Below are 16,721 nucleotides of genomic sequence, written 5' to 3' on the forward strand. Positions count from 1 at the left end.
GGTTCACTCCTTTCAATGTTGGTCTTCTTTGGCTCAAGAATTGATGGATTCTAAACCTCATAAGCGCTTATTTTTCCAGAAGGGATTAAAGGCTCTATCCCTTATACGGTCTACTCTTTAGCCCCCTTCTCACCCCTTAAGATAAAAGAGATATAAAACGTTGTTCAAGAGCCTTTCTACCATGGTAAGTTCTGATTCTCACCAATCTCCTTCTGCCGCTCCTAAAGACAGCATTTCAAAGAGACGGCGCAAGCCCTGGAAGTCAGGAGTGTGGCTCTTGCTGATTGCAATGGCTATTGTATCTGCCATGGAACCAGTAATCAGATCCTTAAACAATCACCTAACTGTCTTAACCAACTCCCTCTCTGCTATATGACTCCAGTTCAACTTGCTAGAAAAGGCTTTAAGGTGTTAGTCGATAACCTGGGTTATGTGGATTCCGTAAAATTTTGAGACTCTTTGACCCAGGCCATGGAGATTATACCGCAGAGCGTCATCAATGGCTCGATGAAATGAGTATGGATGATATCCTCGCGGATATTCACCAGCGTCAAAAACAGTCTCTTTCCGATACTCAATCAGATTAAACTATAGGCGATCGCGATCCTCTCGAATTAACACCATGCTATCCCTCAAGCCAAACTCCTCTGGGTTAACTCTAGGACGAGAGCGAATTCTGTGCAAAATATCGGACATCGACTCCATCTCAGGTACGGGTTCAGTTATAGTATGATTCGCATCCAAAGATTGTGCTAACACATGAATGACTGCCTCCTTCTCTCGCAGTAACTCTTCTAAATCTCTTGTCGAACAATTCCCACGCCTTATCCAAATCACCTTGGGTGGAAATCCTAATAAGATGCTTAGTTCGCTAAAATCTGCATCTTTAGTCACAATCAGATAATTATGTTGACCAGCATAATCCCAAACTTCGCGATCGGGCACAGAGGCTAATCCAAGCCTATCGACATGTATAGAATTAGGATAAATATCTGCCAGACGATCGACTAATCGAGGCGAGATATTTTGGTCAAATAACAACATGATTATTCAACGCCTACCATCAATCGCTCCCGTTGAGCCGCAAAACTTAAACAAGCTAAAATATCCTCCTGGGTCAGATAAGGAAAATCCTCTAGTATCTCTTCATAGGTCATCCCAGAAGCAAGATATTCCAGGACATCATAAACCGTAATTCTCATGCCTCGAATACAGGGTTTCCCTCCCCGTTTCCCCGGTTCAATGGTGATGCGGTTTGCAAGGTTTGCTGGTAACATAAGGGTTTGGCTCACTATACAGCCGTATCGTCTTCTGAGAGATCTTAGCCTAGATGGGGAGCGATCGCATCCGAAAACAACGTTAAGGATATTGTTGGCATGGAATTTAAATCATATTGTGGTCTTACTCCTGCTCACCCTATCTGCTGACTTCCATGATGTTGCACTTAACAACTCGCTTGAGCAACTGGTCTCTCTATAGCTTCACTTTACTCGGACTGCTGACCGATAGAAGTCCAACCCTGGGTCAAATGCACCCTACCCCTCCCCTGAACCTTCCCCAAGCCCTCCAATTGACTATTGATGGAGTCAGTTCCTTAAGAAATCCCCATCTTTACGATCAAATTCTCACCATTGAGTCACCCCAAACCTTCACCGATCCAAGTCAATGGATTACGGTTGGTTGTTCTGGAGATGAGGGCAATGTTTTTGTAGTCAAAGGACGGGGCGGATTACCGGAAGATCCAACCCAAACCTTAAATCCATCGACCCTTTGGTCAGATTTACGATTTCATTTGCCCGGAGAAAATCCACCCAATCCCGATGATTCTCGAACGTCTTTTCAACGACCTCAACCCATTTTAGAAGCCCAAGGATGGATCGTGAATCACCATAGCAATATAGAATTAGTTGCTGATTCACTCTCTCCTCCGGCTCAATTGGGTATATCTTCCCAGCCTTGTCAATAGAAGATTAGAGGAAAAAGAAATGGTTAGATTTTGGAGTCGAAATAAACTATTTCAGGGCTATAACGGTTGGGTACGCTTCCTGGCGATCGCCCTGGCTGTGGCTCTGCTCGTTATCATAGGAGTGCCAGCACTGGGGGAACAGCCGCCGAGGATAGGGTTGGCAACGACCGAGACGACTGATTTAATCGAGCAGGGTTGTCAATTGTATGAACGACAACAGTATGAAGAGGCGATCGCCGTTTGGCAAGAGGCTCTGAACCAATCTGAGCATAACGGTGAAAGTGCGAACCAAGCCATTGCCCTCAATTATCTTTCTCTCGCCGATCAAGGTTTGGGCAACTGGGAGAGTGCCACAACTCGGATTGATAATGCCCTGAAACTCTTAGAGCAATTCCCTTCAGAATCTCGTATTCTTGCCCAAGTTCTCAATACCCAAGGGCAACTGTATCACAGTCAGGGACAATTTGAAGCGGCCCTATCTGCTTGGGAAAATGCAGAACAAGCCTATCGCCAAGCAGGAGATGCAGAAGGAGTCATCGGTAGCCAACTCAATCAAGCTTCAGTTTTGCAACATTTAGGGCTGAATGGGCGATCGCAAGAACGTCTCCATTCTCTCCTCCAACGCCTAGAAAATCAACCGAATAGCCTCCTGAAAGTACAAGCCTTGAGAATGTTGGGGATCAGTTTGCATTTCAGCGCTCAGTGGCGAAATGCAAAACAATTACTCGAAGAGAGCTTTAATCAAAGCCAGAATCTTAACTCTCCTTCTGAAACCGCTCAAAGCTTATTGAGTCTGGGGAATCTGGCCAAAGATCTCAACCATCCCCAAATGGCACTAGACTATTATCAACAGGCGATCGCCACAACTCAAGATCATCTCCTGCTCAAAGTCCAAGCAACCGCGAATCTGCTGCGGCTTCATATCCAACAACAAGCTTTTGCTGAAGCCCTAGAACTGATCCCCCCCTTGAAAGCGGATCTTGCCCAACTGCCCCTCAGCCACAGTAGCATTCACGCTACCCTCAACGTTGCCGAAAGCCTTTGGAGACTATTTGACCTTCAACCGCAATCTGACCCCACGCTTCTCGAAACTGCTACCCAACTAACGACCCAGGCTAGACAACAGAGTATTACCCTCAAAGACCCTAGAGCGCAAGCTTGGGCAACTTTGCAACTGGGCAAATTCTCTGCCGAAAACGAAGACTGGGAGAGTGCCCTAGAACTCACCCACGAAGCCCTCTTTATGGCGCAAAAAATAGGTGCGGCTGACTTGCAAGCGCGAGCCAATTGGCAACACGGACAACTCCTGGTTCAACAAGAAGATCGCGACTCTGCCCTGGTTGCCTATCGCTCCGCAGTTGATAGCCTAGAATCGATTCGGGGTGAGGTAGTAGCGACAAACCCAGAACTTCAATTCTCCTTTACGGAAGATATCGATCCACTCTATCGAGGATTAATTGGTCTGTTGCTCCAAGGGGATGAAGATAGCGAACTCGAGCTGAAGAATGTACAAGAAGCCCGTGACATGCTCGAATCTCTGCAACTGGCAGAATTAGATTATTTTTTCCGTGAAGCGTGTCGAGCGAATCGACCGAAGCCCATTGATGAAATTGACCCGAAAGCAGCCGTTATTTATCCTATTATTTTACCCGATCGCCTGGAAGTCATTCTCACTCTTCCTGGTAATATCCAGCAACACTACTCTACCTCCATTCCCCAACCAGAATTAGAGGAGCATTTACACGAAATGCGTCAAGCTCTGCATCCTGCTTATGGCAATTTAAAACGGCTTAAGCTTTATCAACAGGCTTACCATTGGCTGATTCAACCCGCAGAGAGTGCCTTAAAACAACATAAGATTGAAACCTTGGTGTTTGTTCTTGATAGCCAGTTGCAAAATCTGCCCATGGCTGCGCTCCATAATGGAGATCGCTATTTAATTGAAGATTATGCGATCGCGCTGACGAAAAGCTTGAAACTGATCCAATCTCCGCCTCTAGAGCCAAACCAGTTAAAAGCCCTTACTGCTGGACTCAGTGAAGCTCGCCAGGGATTTCGCTCACTTCCCGGTGTTGCTTCAGAAGTGGAACAAATTGGTCATGAGATTAATACTCGTGTGTTGCTCGATCGGACATTTACGGCTGAGGAACTGAAAAAAGCAATTCAGGATACTCCCTTTCCCATCGTTCATTTAGCCACGCATGGTCAGTTTAGCAGCGATGCAGAAGAGACGTTTATCTTAACCTGGGATAGTCAGATTAATGTTCGAGAACTCGATACGTTGGTCAAGTCGCGATCGCAACCGTTGCAAAACCCCATTGAATTACTCGTACTGAGTGCGTGCAAAACAGCACAAGGAGATGAGCGGGCAATTTTAGGATTAGCAGGGGTTGCCTTGCGATCGGGGGCTAGAAGTACTCTGGCTACCTTATGGGCTGTCCGCGATCGATCCACTGCTGAGTTTATGGTTCATTTTTACCAACATTTAAATCAACCGGGAATGAGTAAAGCCAAGGCCCTCCAACAAGCTCAAATTAACCTATTGCATAGCAAATATCATCATCCCATCTACTGGGCACCTTTCGTAATGGTCGGCAATTGGATTTAAATCTATGATCCTCTAACTCAATTGAGAAACAGTCAGAAAAACCCCTCTAAATCCCCCTTAGAAAACGGATTTTTACTGCCTTTTCTAAGGGGTTTTGAATAATAAAAACATGCTACATAAAATGCGAAAACTACTCTTTTTTCTCTTCAGGAAAATACTGAAATCGTAAGCATCTTGAATTAACCCGTGTGCTATTTCCAAAAATAAAAATACCGAATCCAAATCGGGTGTATTCTCCATATTTAAGGGACTAGAAAACGCTCCTAGTTTGTATTAAACCCCCAAAATTTTTCCGATCGTTAAAGTAAGCATAATATCCCATTAACCTTAACCCCTTAATTTCTTAGACAAGGAATTAACTTTAGGAGCATTAACTCGTGGGACTCATTAATGGGACGGTTAACAATGACATTATTATCGGAACTCCACAGAATGATGGTATTAATCTGCTAGCTGGCAACGATCTAGGGTTCGGATTAGACGGTAATGACTTCATTTCTGGTGATGAAGGCATTGATATTTTAGTGGGGAATCGAGGAGACGACACCTTAATCGGGGGAGCAGGCAATGACTTCCTCTTTGGCGGCCAAAATAGCGATGTTCTCTTCGGTGCAAGCGGAAATGATAGCCTAATTGGGAACCGAGGCAATGACCAACTCAACGGCAATACTGGCGATGATGCAGTCTACGGCGGACAAGGGAATGATGTGGTTCGGGGCGGTCAAGGAAACGATGCAGTCTTTGGTGATATTGGTAACGATGTTCTATACGGCGATTTAGGCAACAACAGCTTAACGGGAGGGGCAGGTCAAGATATCTTTGTTGTTGGCGTTGGCGTACAAACTCTGATTGATTTTAGCAATGGTTCAGACCGAATTGGGTTAGCCAGTGGAGTATCGTTTAGCAACTTAACTATTGCTCAAGGAAGCGGAACCAGTACCGTTATTCGTGATACTAGCGGACAAATTATCGCCACTATTCAAGGCGTAAATGCTGACCAAATTGACAGCAGCGACTTCACCACTAACAATACCCCTATCCCCACTCCTTCTCCAGCTCCAACCCCTATCATCACTCCCAGTCCTAGTCCTTCTCCGACTCCAACCCCTGGGCCAGTGAGAGGCCCGGTGACCTTTACCTTACAACTGTTGCACACAGCAGACCAAGAAGCGGGTTTACCGGCTATTGAGGATGCTGTAAACTTCTCAGCCGTCCTCAATGCTCTAGCTGATGACTTTCCCAACACCCTCAAACTCACGTCTGGAGATCTCTATATTCCCGGGCCCTTCTTTAGCACCAGTGCCGAAATTTACCGAGATGGCAATGGAGATGGTCAAGGAGGAATTGGAGATATCCTGATTAATAACGCTCTCGGCTTCCAGGCTGCTGCACTCGGAAACCATGAATTTGATTTTGGCCCTGGTACGGTACAAAACCTCGTCCAAGCCGACAACACCATTACCACAGGTGCAGGTATAGGAGCCAATGGATACCTGGGGACACAGTTCCCCTACTTGAGTAGCAACTTGGATTTCAGTACCGAAGCCACTCTCAGTGGTTTAGTCGTTTCCTCAGCCCAAGCTCCCCAACCCAATAGCATCAGTAAAAGTGTCGTTCTCAACGTCGGTGGAGAGCGCATTGGAGTCGTCGGTGCAACCACCCCCACCCTCGGCACTATCTCTTCTCCCGGAGGCGTTGGTGTTAACCCAGCTAACGCTAATGATATCAACGCTCTGGCTGCCATTATTCAACAAAGCGTTGATGAATTAGTTGCACAAGGCATTAACAAAATTGTCCTACTGGCTCACATGCAGCAGATTAGTATTGAAGAACAACTGGCTGGTTTGCTCAATAACGTTGATATTGTTATGGCTGGTGGCTCTAACACCATTCTTGCCAATGCTGACGATCCCCTGCGTGCTGGAGATACCAGTGCCGGAGTCTATCCCAAGCCATTTACTTCTCCTAGTGGTGAGCCAGTTTATGTGATTAACACTGATGGGAATTATCGTTATGTAGGTCGTTTAGTTGCTGGGTTTGATGCCAACGGAATTATCAGCCAAGTGCTGGATGAAAGTGGTGCGTATGCAACGGATGCAGCAGGAGTGAACCGAGTTTATGGTAGAACGGTCAATCCTCAAGATGTGGCTGACCCCACTGTAGTGGCGGTCACTCAGGCGATCAATGGCATTGCCACAGCTAAAGACAGTAACCTTTTTGGTAATACGAGTGTTTTCTTAGAAGGACGGCGCTCTCAAGTCCGGACAGAAGAAACGAACCTAGGCAGTTTAACGGCTGATGCCAACTTAATTGTCGCTCGCCAAACTGACCCCACGGTAGTGGCTTCTCTGAAAAATGGGGGAGGCATTCGCGATAATATCGGACAAGCGATTATTCCCCCAGGAGGAACTGGAGGATTAGAATTTTCTCCTCCTCCTGCTAATCCCCTCGCCAATAAGCAAGAAGGGGATGTCTCCCAACTCGATATCGAGAATACCTTACGGTTTAACAATAGTCTGACCATTGTTCCTCTAACCGCAACACAACTCAAAGAAATCGCCGAACATGGAGTTTCTGATACTGCACCAGGAAATACTCCCGGACGGTTTCCCCAAATTTCTGGCATGGCGTTTAGTTTCGATGCCTCTCAAGCTGTCAACAGTCGAGTCCGCTCTCTCGCCATTAAAGATGACCAGGGGAATACAGTGGATGTAGTTGTCGAAAATGGCAGCATTGTGGGAGACGCTAGCCGCACTATTAAGGTGGCGACTCTTGGTTTCCTGGCGGGTGGAGGCGATGGCTATCCTTTCCCTCAAGGCAATCAAACTCCCTTACCTGAGGCCACCACAGGCAACGCTACTTTCACCACTGATAACCGGGAACAAGATGCCTTAGCCGAGTATTTAGCCGCTAACTACAGTAATACTCCCTTCAATGTGGCTGAAACTGAGCCTTCTGGAGATACTCGGATTCAAAATATAGCCAATGCTGCCGATACAGTTCTCAACGGAACGAGCGTCGGTATCGCGGGAGATGGGAACAATACGATTACTGGCGATAATAATGCCAATGTGTTAGTTGGTCACTCTGGTGTAGATAATATCACCGGCAATGGAGGTAATGATATCATTGCTGGCGGCTTAGGCAATGATAATCTCACGGGAAGTGGTGGTGATGATGTCTTCGTGTTTGCTACTCCTGGAGATGGCAGTGATACCATTACTGATTTTGGTAACGGTTCAGATACTATCCGCGTGTTTGCCTCTCAGTTTACTGGACTCACTGCTGGTGCGACTCCCACTCTTACCCTGTCTGGAACCCCTGTGGGAACGACGGCTCAGTTCCTCTACAATGGTGGCATTCTCAGTTTTGATTCTGATGGTACGGGAGCAACGGCAGTGCAGACTCTAGCAACGCTAACGGGTTCTCCAGCTTTAGCAGCGAGTCAAATTGTAGTTCTGTAAGAGGGCACTATTCAACTCTATAATCTTGCGATCGCGGCCAGGAGCTGATTGGGTTCAGGCTCTTAAGGATAGAGATCGGTCCATGGGGGTGATCTCTATCCTCTTTTTCTGTAATTTACTTCACCTATTTCTACCTATTGAGTCACTTAATAAACGGACATCAGACACTTCTAATGGTGATAAGTTTCACATCAAAAAAACATCTGCATCACTCCTTTCTCTAGGAAAAATAGCGATGATAAAAGTGTCGAGAGGGAAACACCTCACTACCACTCTAGGAGTTCATCAATGTCTGCTGTATCTACCATTAAATCCACCTTGATCACTTCTGCTGTTATCCTTACTTCTGGTGTTTTATTTAATCCTAATGCGGCACAAGCGGCGGCACTCAAGGGAAGTTTCCAAATCAATAGTGCTGACACGACAATCAACTTAAATAATAAAGGGATTGATTTCACGAATGAGCTAACCGATCCCCTAGGGGAAGTTGGAATCACGTCTGCAACTGGAAGCTTTGAGGACTTTGGTAGTGCTTTTATTAAAGATATCAACTTCTCTGAGAGCAGCATCGAAAACTTTCTAGATTTAAGTGCGGATGCACCTGGAAGTAATAGTGCTGATGGGATCTCTACCTTTGATTTAACCAGTCATTCGGGATTACAAGTTAGTCAAACTGTTTCTGGTATTCTAGGTATTAACTTCGGGTTTTCTGGACTTTTCACCAGTGACGATAATCAAACTTCCTTGGGAACAGGAGTTCTCACCTTCCAGTTGGCTGAAGCTGGGATTACTGTTGAAAGTTTTCAACGTCGGTTAGAGGACGGCGAAACTTTTGAGGGCATTACCTTCTCTGGCGCTGCACTTACCGTTCAACCTGTTCCAGAATCTTCCACTACAGTTGGATTACTAGCAGTGGCAGGAATGGCTTCCTTCATGCTCCGCAAGCGGTTAGCCTAAAGTCTATGTTCTGATTTCCTGAACTCATATAAGTTTGCTCCTTTCTGTATTGTGTGCCCTGCTAAAAGCAGGGTTTTTTATTGATTCAATGATTCAATAGATTAGAGTGCATAGATATCTCGTCCTCGTCCCAAGGCATAGCGCAGGGAGTGAGGTAAGTCTTTGCTCGATTGGGTTAAGAACAGCAATAAACCTAAAATGAGAATGAAGGTAATACAGATAAAGATGCTTTGATAGGAAAAGGCTTGGGCAATCATACCAGCGATGGGTCCAGCGAGGGCGATTCCTAGATCAAAACCTCCTAAACACAGACCAAATAAGCGCCCTCGTTCATGGGGATAGGCGCGATCGGCGACAATGGCGGAAGTGGTGGGAATTAAGAGACCAAAACCGGCTCCTTCGATGCACCCAGAAAGTAAAAAGAGCCAGGTTGTATCGGCGAAGGTGAGCATAAACATGGAGATCCCGTAGAGGGAGATGCTGAGGGTGATAAAGATACCTCGGCCGATGCGATCGCTCAAAGGGCCAGCTACCAAACGAATGCCGAAACTGGTAATTGCAGCAGCGGTAAAAAACAATCCAGCATTAAAGTTGACTCCGGTTTCCTGAATTAAGAGGGAAATAAAGGCAGTCATGGCTCCAAACGCTAGACCCACATGCAAAAGAACCAGACTTAAAATCCGAATTCGGGGACTCAGGAGTAAGCGCCATAATCCAGGTTGAATAGCCGTTGAAGAGTCTGTTTTGTGTGAATCATCGGTTCGCTTGTTTTCTTGGACTTGAGTCATAATTAAAAAGGCCAGGAATCCAAAGCTACCAGTTAATATAAACAGATACTCATTACCAAAGGCTTGCTGTACAAATCCCCCTAAAGCTGGGCCAAAGGACACACCAACCGGATTAATCAAGCTCATGTAACCCAGAACTTCACCCCGATTTTTAGGGGGGGTCAGATCGGTCACCAGAGCAATATATCCGGTGGTAAAAGCGGCTAAACTAATGCCATGGAAACTCCGCACCATCATCAGGGAGGGAACAGAGTGTACTAAGAGATAACAGAGGGGAGCAAGACCACAAACGGCTGTACCAATGAGGATCACTCGTTTACGACTGTGGCTATCGGCGATCGCTCCAATGTAAGGCCGAGCTAATAATAGACCAATGGCAAAAGCTCCCATGACAAAGCCTAATTGTTGATCCGCTATCCCCAGCGATCGCAGATAAAGCGGTAAAGTAGGCAACAAAGAGCCGATACTTGACCAAAACAGCAAACCCGCTGCGAACATCAACAGCAGGTTTCTTCGTTCACTGGCGCTCAGGGTTAGAAAGACCTTCATATATTCCCCTAGGATCAACCCTTCTTAGTATAATCATGGAGTCCCTATCCTGGGGGGAAAAGAAAAAAACAGGGCAATCATGCCCTGGGAGTGAAGATGGAGTTGGAAACGATGGAAACTACAAAATCTTGTTAGACAACTTGGCGAGAAACTAGCTTTTCTAAATCAGCTTGCGTTTCTTGAAGGAGCTGTTCGCGACTATCAGCAGCATGTTTATAGTTGGGGAGGAGATTACGAGCTTGTAGCGCCATGTGAAGCTGGAGATGGGCCACGTACTCACTGAAGTCTTCACGATGCAAAGAGTTTTGGGTTAGGTTCCGCTCTGAAGTCAAGGTGTTCTCCTGCCGTTATGCTCTTAGGGTTTGCCAACACGATAGAGCCTACCATGGCTTGATTTTTACAGTGAACCTTTTGCAATGAAGCTTAATGATCGCCGCCAAGTTTCGTTACAAACTGTAATGCTAGATCTCAGGGACAACCTCAACAAACCCTTACAGCACTTTTCGATGTTATATAGTGACATACTCCCGACGCTCTACCTGAAAGGTAGAGCACGGGCTTCTCCATCTAGTCTTGAAAACTAGACTTCGCGTTTTTTAGTGAGGCGATACCCAACCCCACTTTTTTAATCAAAATCCCAGAATTGACATCCCTTGGCATTGAAGCCTGACAATAGAGGTAATTGTGCCAATGGTCTGACAATTTTTTAGGAACTCGATTGAGACAAATCGCACAATGTTGAGACGTTCCAGAAGGATTAACTTTCACAACTTTCCGCCCAGCTTTTGCGGCTGAGTGCGGAAGGATATTGTCTAGGAATCGACTTATCCCAGCATCGGCGAAACTTTTATTCAATCCCGATTTTGCTGATTGTCCATTGGGAAGATATGTCTCATCTTCAGCTTTCTTGGGCTTGTTTTTCCGAGACAGATTGGCGATTTTCAGATCTTCCATAAAGATCACTTGATAAAGCGATCAAAAACCAATTTTACTCTTTTCACCATGTCCTGAAGGACTTGAGAGTGAACTTCTTTATACTCAGGCTTTTCTTTCTTCAGGTTGACTAGATCTCTTTTTTGAGCATAATATTCAGGATTGAGTGACTGTTCTGATTATAGAATAGAGTCATCATAAAAGACGACTTTATCTCAAGTGGCAGAGCGGTTTCTGACCTTAAAGCCCATTTAGTGCTGACAACCCAAGTTCATTGCCAATTTGAAGTCAGTCTCTAGTCGGAAGCTTAGATCTGAGTGTGCCGAAAAGATTGGTCAGTTTTACAGAAAGTCTGTTTTGTGGAATGAATCTTATTTTATTGCTAGTTGCGGAGGGGCGACTATTTCAACTTTGAAACGATATATTGAACAACAAGGTCAGAAAAAAGATGGAGAAGGACGGGGCATCGTAGACGCGAAGCAGCTTCTCGAAGAGTACCCCTTCCTTCTCCCGTCTCTCATCCCGACGCTCTACCTTCGGTAGAGCGCGGGGCTTCCTGCCGTCATGCTAACCGAAATTCTCCTTGAGAGTGCCTTCCCATGAAAAGCGTGAAGAATGGTCACTATAGTGTGAAAAATGGTTTTCCGATTACCCATTACAGCGCTTTGTGCAGTAATTATGGCCTTCACTTTCATAGGGGTGGGGCAAGTTCACAGAATTAATGGTGAGTTTCTCAGGGGGGTGACAACAGGCTTGAATCTAAGCTACGCTTGGCTTTGAGCATTTAGGATGTCAAAAAAAAGCCAGAGATTTTTTGGGCAAGTAACCCTCTAACCTGATGCTATGGTTATGAGATCGCGAGCTTTCAGTTGAAGTTTTCAGCAAAATACCACCGAAAAAGGTGGCTATAGCGAATTTTGAGCTGCCTTGTCACCCCTTGAGAAAGGTGAGTTTCGTCGTTCCCCGCGTCTTCGCTTCCCCATGCCCCTACACCCACACCTTACCGATGTATACGAGTCAACACTTCGGTAATCTGACGATCTTGGACGACAAATGCTTCAAATGTGCCTCTAGGATTACTGGTAATAAAGGGAAAAGGACTACGTTTGTGCGATCCGACAAACACATCAATCTGATTACCCTTAATGGCACTGCCTACATCTGCCGCAAAGAAATAGCCATCATGGAGAATCATCTCTCCATTGGGAAGTCTGATCTGCTGTCCTCTGGCCGCAGGAATATAAATGACAGAGCCTAACGGAATTCGTTGGCGATCGACTGCTATAGTCCGATAAGGGACTAAACGATATCCACCAGCCCCATCTCCATGGGGGCCCCGAGCCAAACCAAAACGTACTCGCCCTGTCTTTCGTAGGGTTGCAGGGGAAAGACTCTTAAAATAGGCGGAACAATCCATTTGTACCGTCTGCCCTCGACCGGCAAAATTATAAGTAGTTAATCGTCCCCATCGGTCTTGGACTTGAACTGTACCTTGGAGGGCAGCATAGCACCAATCTCGATGGGAAAGATAGGCTAGAGGGCGACCGGATGGATCGAGCAGAGGATAACCGTTTGTGATTTCTTGTGCTTGATAAATATGGTAATAGGTAGACCACAAAGATACAGCGCGGCCAGTAGTCGGGTGGACGGAAGGGTTGAGAGTCACCCAATCTGAGCTAGAGAAAGAAGATTGAGCTGCATATCGCTCCGATGAATGGGTAAACTGGGGGCTACTCCAGGCTGGACGCATCAAGTTGGAGGTACAAGCTAAGGTGACAGCTAAAGTCAGAGGGGTCAGTTTACGAATCATATTCATGAGGGATGGACTAGGACGGCTGATGTGAAGATTCTACGGTAACTCAAGGTTGGATTCCGGGCGATCGCCAGCAGTTCTCACAGGAAAGAAAATCCTTTATTAAAATATTTTAATTTTTCCTACAAAGTAACTCCAAAAATATCAATAAATCACAATCTTTACACAACCCAAGTTTTTTAGTTCATACTCAAAAAGACTTCAGGCTCCTCAGTCCCTTCATTACCGATTAATTTATCAGGCTTAGATCCATGAAAGTTAAAATGATTTTACCGGCTTTAACCGAAGCCCTTAGTCCCCATTGGCGGCCGATTAAATATTCCCTATTTCCCCCTTTAGGTTTGGCTACAATTGCCTCATTTTTTAGTCCAGAAGATGAGATTGATTTACAGGATGAGCATGTGGAAACCTTAAATTTAGACGATCGGCCAGATTTAGTGATTATTCAAGTGTATATCACTTCGGCTTATCGAGCTTATGAATTAGCCGATCGCTATCGTCAAAAAGGGACGTATATTGTTTTAGGAGGATTGCACGTCACGGCCTTACCGGAAGAAGCAAAAGAGTATGCCGATACAATATTTTTGGGGCCAGGAGAGGATACTTGGCCGCGTTTTTTAGCCGATTTTCGGGCCGGTCATCCCCAAAAGAGATATGTTTCTCAAGAACGAGATTTACTGAGCGCTCCTCCCCTTCGTCGAGATTTAATTAAGCGCAATTTATATCTAGTTCCCAATTCTATTGTGGTTTCTAGAGGTTGTCCCCATCATTGTGATTTTTGTTATAAAGATGCGTTTTTCCAAGGAGGGAAATCGTTCTATACTCAATCGGTCGATCAGGCATTAGTAGAGATTGAACGGTTACCTGGACGTTATTTATTTTTTCTAGACGATCATTTGTTTGGCAATGCCAAATTTGCCAGGGATTTATTTACTGGTATGCTGGGCATGAATCGCATTTGGCAAGCAGCAGGAACGATTCAGGCTGTCTTACAACCCCATCTGTTGGAATTGGCGGTTGAAAGTGGTTTGAGAAGTTTATTTATCGGGTTTGAAACCTTAAATACTAATAATTTACGCCAACAGCATAAATATCATAACTTAAATCGGGATTATACGGCTGCTATTCGGCGCTTACAGGATTTGGGAGTGATGATTAATGGCAGTTTTGTCTTTGGGATGGATGAGGATGATGAGAGTGTTTTTGAGACGACGGTAGAGTGGGCTATTTCCCAGGGGATTGAAACGGCAACTTTTCATATTCTTACTCCTTATCCTGGTACACCGCTCTATGAACGAATGCTGAAAGAAGGACGAATTTTGACCCAAAATTGGGATAGGTATGATACTCGTCATGTGGTCTTCCAACCGGCAAAAATGAGTCCAGAAACGTTGGAAGCCGGTTATTGGCAAGCCTATAAGGACTTTTATCGGTGGAGTGCAATTTGGCAAGGAGCAGCAACCAAAACCAGTCTAAATTACCGCCTACGCCATTTAGTGTATGCTGGCAGTTGGAAAAAACTAGAACCGTTCTGGGATTGGGTGATTCGAGGTCACCAATTGGCGAAAATGATGCCGATTTTAGAATCGGTTTTACAAGGTTTCGATCGCGTTTCTACGCCTTGGAAGAGTCTCCATACTCAAGAATTCGAGAAATCGGCACAGTTCAGAACTTGATAGAGCCTCAAGCTATAGCGATTCTCTCTTGTGGAGAAGTACAGCTTGAAGTCTTAGACCTTAAGCAATGCGAGCTATTGCCTACTGCCAACTCCCCACTCCCGATAGTGCCGTTTCACAGTCGGCTGCAATTTGAGCTTTGAGAGCATCAAGGGAGGCAAATTTTTGTTCTGGACGGAGGAAGGATTCAAGTTCAACATGCAGGGTTTGATCGTATAAGTCTCCTGACCAATTCAAGAGGTGAACTTCGAGGGTTGGTTGCACCCCATCCACGGTGGGTCTATTGCCGAGGTTCATCACTCCCATCACGGGTTGAGTCTCTGTCCAGAGGGGGTTATAAACGCGGACGCTGTAGACTCCGAAGCGAGGTAAGAATTTTTGGGGAGGAACGTTGAGGTTGGCGGTGGGAAATCCGAGGGTACGGCCGAGTTGTTGTCCTTTGATCACTTTACCCTGAAGTTGGTAGGGCCTCCCAAGAAGCCGTTTGACTTGCAAGAGGTCACCATCAGTTAAGGCTAATCGGATTTGGGAACTGCTGATACGTCCTTCTTGGCAGTTTTGCAGAGGTGTAATAATCACTTTAATACCCCATTGAGCGGCGATCGCCGTTAAGTCCTCCACACTTCCGCGACGCTGATAGCCAAATCGAAAGTCTTCCCCAACACTAATGATCTTGGCTTGCAGAGATTCGACCAGAATTTGGCTGACAAATTCTTGAGGACCAAGATGAGCAAGCTGTTGGTTAAAGGGAACAATCACCAATTGATCCACCCCCATCTGATGCAGATAGGCTGCTTTTTCCTCTGGGGGGGTGAGCAGTAACTTTTTTTCTCCTGTTAAGACTTCTTGGGGATGCGGGAAAAAGGTGATCACACTGGAATAGAGGTCACGGCCAAAGTGCCCAGAACCGGCAATAGGTTGAATCACTTGTTGATGTCCCCGGTGAACTCCGTCAAAGTTGCCCAGGGCGATCGCCGTTGGCTTTAGAGCCGTTATCGGGGAAGCAATAGACCACACGCTTTACATTTCGCAATATGAAACATCCCTCTCATCGTAACAGGGAAATCTGATCAAAACTAATCAGAGTTCTCAGTTTCTGGGGGATCGGAGGCAGGCGCAACCAAAGTTAAGGATAATCCTTCCCTAGCCATCAAGCTATCGGGGAAGGCTTGGGCCACATCTTCACCAACCTTATCCAGAAATTCATCATTGTGAAGGGGGTCGTGATGAAAGATGACTAATTTCTTCACATTGGCAGCTTTAGCCACCTTGACCGCTTCTTGCCAAGTGGAATGGCCCCAACCCACTTTACTAGTCTTGGGATGATTATATTCAGCATCAGTATAAGTGGCATCATAAATCATCACATCGGCATCTTGAGCTAAGAATAAAACATTCTCATCCATGCGATCCGGGTAATGTTCTGTATCACTGACATAGGCCGCTGTATGCCCTTCCCAACTGACGCGATACCCGACTGCTTCCCCTGGATGATTCAGAGGGGCATTTTCAATAATCACATCATTGAACTTAATCGGTTTGTTGACCTGTATGTCGTTAAATACCAAGGTCGATCCCATCACTTTCAGGGGGACGGGAAAATTGGGGTGTAGCATTTGGTTATTTAAACGGTTCTCGATCGTTTCTCCATTGGGAGCAATGCAACCGTATATATTAAACGTATTACCAGGAATAAATGCTGGGGTAAAAAAGGGAAAGCCTTGAATATGATCCCAATGGGAGTGAGTAAAGAATAAATGAGCATCAATGGGCATATGCCTTAAGAGATATTGGCCTAATACCCGTAATCCTGTACCCCCATCAAAGATTAGACGATGACCGCCAACGCGCATTTCAATACAAGACGTATTGCCGCCATAGCGAACCGTTTCAGGGCCGGGGCAGGGAATTGAACCACGAACGCCCCAAAAATGAACAGTGAATTGTTGTTGTGTCAGAGACATAAG

Annotated in this window: 13 protein-coding genes and 3 pseudogenes; 8 read left to right on the forward strand and 8 right to left on the reverse strand. The window is 45.7% G+C overall.

Annotated features, from left to right (window positions below):
* Both PN466_RS26660 and PN466_RS26060 read left to right on the forward strand, forming a co-directional pair.
* Positions 1-121, forward strand: a pseudogene (locus tag PN466_RS26660) (IS4 family transposase); the annotation flags it as partial.
* Between the two features lie 328 nt (positions 122-449).
* Positions 450-587: a hypothetical protein gene (locus PN466_RS26060; protein ID WP_271943379.1), complete on the forward strand. Its 138-nt coding sequence runs from the start codon at positions 450-452 to the stop codon at positions 585-587.
* A 1-nt stretch (position 588) separates the two neighbouring features.
* Here PN466_RS26060 and PN466_RS26065 read toward each other — a convergent pair whose 3' ends face one another.
* Together PN466_RS26065 and PN466_RS20785 are read right to left on the reverse strand one after the other, a co-directional pair.
* On the reverse strand, positions 589-1,044 hold the full coding sequence (locus PN466_RS26065) for a DUF5615 family PIN-like protein (protein WP_271943381.1): 456 nt from the start codon (positions 1,042-1,044) through the stop codon (positions 589-591).
* A 2-nt stretch (positions 1,045-1,046) separates the two neighbouring features.
* Positions 1,047-1,277 (reverse strand): DUF433 domain-containing protein, encoded by a 231-nt coding sequence (locus tag PN466_RS20785; protein ID WP_271943384.1) that lies wholly within the window; start codon positions 1,275-1,277, stop codon positions 1,047-1,049.
* Between the two features lie 155 nt (positions 1,278-1,432).
* Between PN466_RS20785 and PN466_RS20790 the strand changes: the two genes are divergently transcribed.
* The 4 genes from PN466_RS20790 to PN466_RS20805 all read left to right on the forward strand — a co-directional run bounded on the left by PN466_RS20790 (position 1,433) and on the right by PN466_RS20805 (position 8,995).
* Entirely contained in the window at positions 1,433-1,966 is a 534-nt protein-coding gene (locus PN466_RS20790; protein ID WP_271943387.1) for a hypothetical protein, read from the forward strand.
* Positions 1,967-1,985: 19 nt separating this feature from the next.
* Positions 1,986-4,574 (forward strand): CHAT domain-containing protein, encoded by a 2,589-nt coding sequence (locus PN466_RS20795; protein WP_271943390.1) that lies wholly within the window; start codon positions 1,986-1,988, stop codon positions 4,572-4,574.
* A gap of 377 nt (positions 4,575-4,951) precedes the next feature.
* A complete protein-coding gene (locus tag PN466_RS20800) occupies positions 4,952-8,038 on the forward strand; it encodes a 5'-nucleotidase C-terminal domain-containing protein (protein ID WP_271943393.1) in 3,087 nt (1,028 codons plus the stop codon).
* Positions 8,039-8,326: 288 nt separating this feature from the next.
* Positions 8,327-8,995: a PEP-CTERM sorting domain-containing protein gene (locus PN466_RS20805; RefSeq protein WP_271943396.1), complete on the forward strand. Its 669-nt coding sequence runs from the start codon at positions 8,327-8,329 to the stop codon at positions 8,993-8,995.
* A 101-nt stretch (positions 8,996-9,096) separates the two neighbouring features.
* On the opposite strand, the gene PN466_RS20810 is transcribed toward PN466_RS20805, so the two are convergent.
* The 3 genes and pseudogenes from PN466_RS20810 to PN466_RS20820 all read right to left on the reverse strand — a co-directional run.
* The gene (locus tag PN466_RS20810; RefSeq protein ID WP_271943399.1) at positions 9,097-10,332 is read right to left on the reverse strand and encodes an MFS transporter; all 1,236 of its coding nucleotides are present in this window, start codon (positions 10,330-10,332) and stop codon (positions 9,097-9,099) included.
* A gap of 131 nt (positions 10,333-10,463) precedes the next feature.
* Positions 10,464-10,664 (reverse strand): hypothetical protein, encoded by a 201-nt coding sequence (locus tag PN466_RS20815; RefSeq protein WP_271943402.1) that lies wholly within the window; start codon positions 10,662-10,664, stop codon positions 10,464-10,466.
* 235 nt (positions 10,665-10,899) lie between these two features.
* Positions 10,900-11,295, reverse strand: a pseudogene (locus PN466_RS20820) (zinc ribbon domain-containing protein); the annotation flags it as partial.
* A 167-nt stretch (positions 11,296-11,462) separates the two neighbouring features.
* Here PN466_RS20820 and PN466_RS20825 point away from each other — a divergent pair.
* Positions 11,463-11,703, forward strand: a pseudogene (locus PN466_RS20825) (transposase); the annotation flags it as partial.
* 562 nt (positions 11,704-12,265) lie between these two features.
* On the opposite strand, the gene PN466_RS20830 reads toward PN466_RS20825, so the two are convergent.
* Complete coding sequence (locus PN466_RS20830; RefSeq protein ID WP_271943409.1) at positions 12,266-13,075, reverse strand: 3D domain-containing protein; 810 nt, start codon at positions 13,073-13,075, stop codon at positions 12,266-12,268.
* Between the two features lie 254 nt (positions 13,076-13,329).
* Here PN466_RS20830 and PN466_RS20835 point away from each other — a divergent pair, with 254 nt between their 5' ends.
* Positions 13,330-14,754, forward strand: a complete 1,425-nt coding sequence (locus PN466_RS20835) for a B12-binding domain-containing radical SAM protein (RefSeq protein ID WP_271943412.1) — start codon at positions 13,330-13,332, stop codon at positions 14,752-14,754.
* A gap of 81 nt (positions 14,755-14,835) precedes the next feature.
* On the opposite strand, the gene PN466_RS20840 is transcribed toward PN466_RS20835, so the two are convergent.
* Positions 14,836-15,771: a bifunctional riboflavin kinase/FAD synthetase gene (locus tag PN466_RS20840; protein WP_271943415.1), complete on the reverse strand. Its 936-nt coding sequence runs from the start codon at positions 15,769-15,771 to the stop codon at positions 14,836-14,838.
* Positions 15,772-15,830: 59 nt separating this feature from the next.
* Complete coding sequence (locus PN466_RS20845) at positions 15,831-16,718, reverse strand: MBL fold metallo-hydrolase (RefSeq protein WP_271943418.1); 888 nt, start codon at positions 16,716-16,718, stop codon at positions 15,831-15,833.
* Positions 16,719-16,721 lie beyond the last annotated feature (3 nt).

The sequence above is a fragment of the Roseofilum reptotaenium CS-1145 genome (assembly GCF_028330985.1).
GTDB lineage: Bacteria > Cyanobacteriota > Cyanobacteriia > Cyanobacteriales > Desertifilaceae > Roseofilum > Roseofilum reptotaenium.

Coding starts and splice junctions, on each gene's coding strand:
- PN466_RS26065 (WP_271943381.1), bottom strand. CDS start 1,044: ATGTTGTTATTTGACCAAAATATCTCGCCTCGATTAGTCGATCGTCTG.
- PN466_RS20785 (WP_271943384.1), bottom strand. CDS start 1,277: ATGTTACCAGCAAACCTTGCAAACCGCATCACCATTGAACCGGGGAAA.
- PN466_RS20790 (WP_271943387.1), top strand. CDS start 1,433: ATGATGTTGCACTTAACAACTCGCTTGAGCAACTGGTCTCTCTATAGC.
- PN466_RS20795 (WP_271943390.1), top strand. CDS start 1,986: ATGGTTAGATTTTGGAGTCGAAATAAACTATTTCAGGGCTATAACGGT.
- PN466_RS20805 (WP_271943396.1), top strand. CDS start 8,327: ATGTCTGCTGTATCTACCATTAAATCCACCTTGATCACTTCTGCTGTT.
- PN466_RS20810 (WP_271943399.1), bottom strand. CDS start 10,332: ATGAAGGTCTTTCTAACCCTGAGCGCCAGTGAACGAAGAAACCTGCTG.
- PN466_RS20830 (WP_271943409.1), bottom strand. CDS start 13,075: ATGATTCGTAAACTGACCCCTCTGACTTTAGCTGTCACCTTAGCTTGT.
- PN466_RS20835 (WP_271943412.1), top strand. CDS start 13,330: ATGAAAGTTAAAATGATTTTACCGGCTTTAACCGAAGCCCTTAGTCCC.
- PN466_RS20845 (WP_271943418.1), bottom strand. CDS start 16,718: ATGTCTCTGACACAACAACAATTCACTGTTCATTTTTGGGGCGTTCGT.